Here is a 5,529-nt window from a genome sequence, read left to right as displayed (position 1 = left end):
TGGAACCGGCGGCGAGTGCGGAGAAGCTCGAACTGCGGATGCTGCGCGGCGCGCGCTACGCCGGAAACGCCGTCGCCGGGGCTGCGGGGACGGTAGCCAGCGGCGCTGTCTGGGTCGGCCGCCAAGCCAGCCGGATGACACGGCTCGGGCGCCGCGATGCGGACGCGGGCTCGTTCTCCACAGGAGACGATTCGTAGCGGTTCTCCACTGGTCGCGCGGAGTGCGCGAATCGCCGGCATTCAGCGTCGGATGCCACTTCTACCGTGGCCGCATGCTACGAAGAATCGAACCAGCTGAGCAACCGAAACCGGCCGCGTATCGCGTGCCCTGGCATGTCGTACGGGCTGACCCCGCACACCCGATCGTCGTGAACGAAGGGCGAGATGCGGCAGACTTCGTGCGAGTCTTCCGCGGCGACGGGCACGAGACAGAGCCGCCACAGCTGTGGGGTCAGGTGCTGCCGGCCGAGCGCATCGAGCTGTGCCTGTGCGCTGCCGATGTCGAAGAGGTCGTCGTCACGCTCGCGTGGTTTCGGCAGGCCGACGGGCTGGAGTACATCTGGCGGTTCGTCGCATGAGGCGACCGGCAACGATCAGGGAAAACCTGCAAAGGATTCCGCACCTCGTTGTGCGAGGCATCCAACGCGTCGAAGCATCGCCCTACTAGGGTGGAATCCGTGACGGACACCCCTGACCTCTTTACTACCGCCGGCAAGATCGCCGACCTGCGCGCTCGCTACAGCGAAGCCGTGGTCGACGCCGAGAAGGTCGCGAAGGAGAAGCAGCACGCCAAGGGCAAGATGACCGCGCGCGAGCGCATCGAATGCCTCATGGACCCCGGCAGCTTCGTCGAGTTCGACGAGTACGTGCGCCACCGCACCACCGCTTTCGGCATGGACCGCTCCCGGCCCTACGGCGACTCCGTCGTCACGGGCGTCGGCACCATCCACGGCCGAACCGTCGCCGTCTACTCGCAGGACTTCTCCACCTTCGGCGGATCGCTCGGCGAAGTCGCCGGCGAGAAGATCATCAAAGTCATGGAGTTCGCCCTCGCCGGCGGCATGCCCTGCATCGGCATCCTCGATTCCGGCGGAGCCCGCATCCAAGAAGGCGTCGTCGCCCTCGGCAAGTACGGCGAGATCTTCCGGCTGAACACCCGCGCATCCGGCGTCATCCCGCAGATCTCGATCGTCATGGGCCCGGCCGCTGGCGGCGCCGTGTACTCCCCCGCGCTCACCGACTTCGTCATCATGGTCGACAAGACCAGCCAGATGTTCGTCACCGGGCCCGACGTCATCAAGACCGTCACCGGCGAAGACGTCGGCATGGAAGAGCTCGGCGGCGCTCACACTCACAACACCCGCTCCGGCGTCGCGCATTACCTCGCCGAAGACGAAGACGATGCCCTCGACTACGCGCGCACGCTGCTGGGGTTCCTCCCCGACAACAACATGGCGGAGCTCCCCTCGTACGAGAGCGGCTTCGAGTTCGAGACCACCGACGCCGACCGCACCCTCAACGGCATCGTCCCCGACTCGCCGAACCAACCGTATGACATGCACACCGTCATCGAGCACGTCGTCGACGACGGTGACTTCCTCGAGGTTCAACCGCTGTTCGCCCCCAACATCCTCATCGGCTTCGGCCGCGTCGAAGGTCGCACGGTCGGCATCATCGCCAACCAGCCCTCGCAGATGGCTGGCACCCTGAACATCGAAGCCGGCGAGAAGGCCAGCCGCTTCGTGCGCTTCTGCGACGCCTTCTCGATCCCCATCGTCACCCTCGTCGACGTGCCCGGCTACCTCCCCGGAACCGACCAGGAATGGACCGGCGTCATCCGCCGCGGCGCGAAACTGCTCTACGCCTACGCCGAAGCCACCGTGCCGCTGGTCACCGTCATTCTGCGCAAGGCCTATGGCGGCGCCTACATCGTGATGGGTTCCAAACAGCTCGGCGCCGATATCAACCTCGCCTGGCCGACCGCCGAGATCGCGGTCATGGGCGGCCAGGGCGCCGTGAACATCCTCTACCGCGGCGAGATCAAGAAAGCCGAAGAGGCCGGCGAAGACGTCGCCGCCGTGCGTACGCGCCTGGCCAACGAGTACACCTACAACGTCGCCTCGCCTTTCCTCGCCGCCGAACGCGGTGAGCTCGACGGCATCATCGAACCGGCCGGCACCCGCGTCTCGATCGCCAAGGCCCTCCGCTCGTTGCGCGGAAAGCGCGCTGAACTTCCGCCCAAGAAGCACGGGAACATCCCGCTATGACCGAACCCGTCGCCCCGTCCCCCGGGCTGAAGATCGTGCGCGGAACCGCCAACGAAGAAGAGCTCGCCGCTCTCATCGCTGTGGTCACCGACGCCTATACGCGCGAATCGGAGACCGCAGTGGCGGAAGAGCCCCACGTCTCCGGCTGGCAGCGCACCCAGCGGCCGTTGCGCAAGCCGCTACGCCGAGACATCCCCTGGGGCCGCTACGCCGGCTGACGCGCCCGCCATGCCATCGGCCGGCTCAGACCCCGCAGTGATGGTGACGCCCGTGATCGCTTCGCTCACGGCTGTCACCACTCGGTCGATACTGCGTTGCCTGGCCACGTCATCATCCTGCTCGGACTCATAGAGAAAAGCCGTCACGCCGCGTTGCGCGCCGCAGAAGTCCACGATTCCATGCTCGATCTGCGTGCGCAGTGCGCTCTCGTAGCCGTGTCGTTCATACAGCGACGCGTCGTCGGCCGCCACCGGAATCAGATGCACCCGCAACCCCTGCAGCCGACGCACGATCCCCGTCTCTGGCGCATAGTCAAAAGCCCAGCCGTTGACAAAGACCCGATCGAACCAGCCCTTCAACAGCGCCGGAGCCGACCACCAGTACACCGGAAAGACCAGCACCAGCTCACTCGCACGCTCTAACCGCCGATGTTCCTGGCGCACGTCATCCGGGTGATCGGTGCCCTCGTGGTACACGTGACGATCAGCGAGCGTGAATCGCGGGTCGAACCCCTCAGCGGCCAGATCAGCCACCTCGACGCCACTCGAACCCAGCGCTTCTTCCAGGCGCCGCGCCACATGGACAGTCAGCGAGTCAGCCTTCGGGTTCACAGCGACCAACAGCGTAGACACGGACCATCCTTCTCTATATGCATCACGGGCGCTTCAAACATATCCGGCCCCGACGGGCCGAGGGCAGTTTCCCGCACCGAATGCTCAGCGTTCGATACGCGCGCCGGTGAAGCGCAGCGTCACCAGCTGAAATGCGCGCAGGCACAGCTCGACCCGGTCACCCGACACCGCGACAGCATCTCCGGCGATCTCGCGCTCCAGCAGATCCGTCTCTGCCACGGCGTCGAAACCGAACGAGGTCGACAGTGTCGCCCACGCGCGCCCGCCGTGCGCCTCGTACAGCCGTACGATCACGTCACCGCTACGATCTTCAGCCAGCTTCACGGCCTCGACTACCACCGCATCCGATGACACTGCCACGAACGGTGCGGCGGGCCTGGCTCCCATCAGATTTCGCATCGGCAGATTCAGCCGGTAGCCCTCGCGCACGGCATCCGCTATCTCCGAGTCCGGGCGGATGCTCATCCGGAACGTGTGCTCGCCCTGGTCAGCCTCCGGGTCGGGATACAGCGGCGCGCGCAGCAGCGAGAGCCGCACGTTCGTCGTTGTGCCGCCGCCCGCACGCGCCCCGCGCGTGATGTCGTGTCCGTAGGTGGCGTCGTTGGCAATGGCCACCCCGAACCCGGGCTCGCCGACATGCACCCACCGGTGTGCGACGGTCTCGAACCGGGCCTTGTCCCACGACGTGTTCACGTGGGTCGGACGCTGAACGTGCCCGAACTGAATCTCGGCGCTTGCCCGATCGGTGTGCACATCGAGTGGAAACGCCAGCTTCAGCAGTTTCTGACGCTCGTGCCAGTCGACCATCGTCTCGATGTCGAGCGCACGAGCGTCGGCGGCCAGGGTCAAGGTCTGCGTGATCCGCGTGGCCCCCCAACCGCGGATCACGCAGACGACTGCGGAGGTGGGATGCGGGACCTGTTCGATCGAGACGACGTCGGTCAGGTCAATGACGTGCCGACGGTAGTGCTCATCGAGATCCCAGGCATCCCACCGTGTGGGCGTATCGCGATGCAGCTGGAGGAGATTGCCCTTCTCCCCCGGCGCGATCGCTTCGCGCCCGGTCGCACGAGAGACGAGGGAGGTCACCAAGCCCGACTCGTCGATGTGCACCGAGAGGTGCTCATTCGACAGTTCGAAGCCGCTCGTCCCTCGCGCGACGGTCGCAGGGACGACGTCCCCGCGTTCTGCTGCGGAGATCCCCATCGCCGCAGCCCCCTCCCAGGCGTATGGCGCAGCATTCGCGACGAGCGGCACCGAGCCCTCACCCGTGACGTGTCGCAACGCCGTCGCGATGATGCGCTCTGCCGAGGCCAGCACCTCGTCATAGCGTCGTTCTGCTTCTCGGTGAACCCAACCGATCGAGGTGCCGGGAAGAATGTCATGGAACTGCTGCAGCAGCACGATGTCCCACAGGCGTTGCAGCTCGTCATACGGATAGTCGGCGCCGCGAAGAGTGGCCGCGCTCGCCCACAGCTCCGCCTCACGCAGCGCATGTTCGCTCAGACGATTGCCGCGCTTGGTGCGCGCCTGAGACGTATACGTGCCACGGTGGAACTCGAGATACATCTCCCCCGACCACACCGGTGGGTTCGGATACTCGGCCTCGGCCGCGTCGAAGAACTGCGCCGGGCTCGACAGGGTCACCGTGGGCGAGCCTTCCAACGAACGCAGCCGCGCCGCCGCCGCAAGCATCTCGCGGTTCGGTCCGCCGCCGCCGTCGCCGAATCCGAACGGCACAAGCGACGTGTTGGCGACGCCCTTCTCGGCATACTGTCGTTCGGCCCTGGCGAGTTCGGCGCCGCTCAGCTGCGCCGAGTAGGTGTCGACCGGCGGGAAGTGCGTGAAGATCCGTGATCCGTCGATGCCCTCCCAGAAGAACGTGTGGTGCGGCATGACGTTCGTCTCGTTCCACGACATCTTCTGCGTCAGCATCCATCGCGCCCCCGCCGCCAGCGCGATCTGGGGCAGGGCGGCCGAGTAGCCGAACGAATCGGGCAGCCAGACGTCGGCGGGCTCGACCCCGAACTCATCGAGGAAGAAGCGTTTGCCGCGCACGAACTGTCGAGCGAGAGCCTCACCGCCGGGCATATTGGTATCGGATTCGACCCACATGCCGCCGGTGGGGACGAACCGGCCGGATGCCACGGCCGCGCGAACGCGCGAGAAGAGCTCGGGCTGAAACCGTTTCAACCAGGCGTACTGCTGCGCCGAGGAGGCGGCGAAGATGAACTCGTCGTCTTCTTGCTGCAGCGACAGCACGTTCGAGAAGGTGCGGGCGATCTTCCGTTGCGTCTCGCGCACGGGCCACAGCCAGGCGGAATCGATATGAGCGTGGCCGACAGCGTGAATGCGATGCGCGGAAGCGGAGGCGGGCTGCGAGAGAACGGACACCAGCTGCTCGCGTGCCGC

5 protein-coding genes and 1 pseudogene are annotated in these 5,529 nt (G+C 66.2%); 4 read left to right on the top strand and 2 right to left on the bottom strand.

The genetic code is table 11. The features are described from left to right. The 4 genes and pseudogenes from Q1J95_RS13955 to Q1J95_RS13940 all read left to right on the top strand — a co-directional run. Positions 1-197 (top strand): annotated as a pseudogene (locus tag Q1J95_RS13955) (hypothetical protein); the annotation flags it as partial. A 74-nt stretch (positions 198-271) separates the two neighbouring features. Continuing rightward, positions 272-577: a hypothetical protein gene (locus Q1J95_RS13950; protein ID WP_300268596.1), complete on the top strand. Its 306-nt coding sequence runs from the start codon at positions 272-274 to the stop codon at positions 575-577. Between the two features lie 90 nt (positions 578-667). Next, the gene (locus Q1J95_RS13945) at positions 668-2,266 is read left to right on the top strand and encodes an acyl-CoA carboxylase subunit beta (RefSeq protein ID WP_300268594.1); all 1,599 of its coding nucleotides are present in this window, start codon (positions 668-670) and stop codon (positions 2,264-2,266) included. After that, the gene (locus Q1J95_RS13940; protein WP_300268592.1) at positions 2,263-2,484 is read left to right on the top strand and encodes an acyl-CoA carboxylase subunit epsilon; all 222 of its coding nucleotides are present in this window, start codon (positions 2,263-2,265) and stop codon (positions 2,482-2,484) included. Before Q1J95_RS13945 ends, Q1J95_RS13940 begins: the two co-directional genes overlap by 4 nt. Here the strand turns inward: Q1J95_RS13940 and Q1J95_RS13935 are convergent. Both Q1J95_RS13935 and Q1J95_RS13930 read right to left on the bottom strand, forming a co-directional pair. Further along, the gene (locus tag Q1J95_RS13935; RefSeq protein WP_300268589.1) at positions 2,446-3,117 is read right to left on the bottom strand and encodes an NAD(P)H-dependent oxidoreductase; all 672 of its coding nucleotides are present in this window, start codon (positions 3,115-3,117) and stop codon (positions 2,446-2,448) included. The two genes, Q1J95_RS13940 and Q1J95_RS13935, sit on opposite strands and share 39 nt — an antisense overlap. 84 nt (positions 3,118-3,201) lie before the next feature. Further along, a partial coding sequence (locus Q1J95_RS13930; protein ID WP_300268587.1) for a glycoside hydrolase family 38 C-terminal domain-containing protein occupies positions 3,202-5,529 on the bottom strand: 2,328 nt, incomplete at its 5' end.

This window comes from Microbacterium sp. (assembly GCF_029263575.1).
GTDB lineage: Bacteria > Actinomycetota > Actinomycetes > Actinomycetales > Microbacteriaceae > Microbacterium.
The sequence above is the reverse complement of the archived record's forward strand: the minus strand, read 5'-3'. Positions and strand labels throughout refer to the sequence as shown.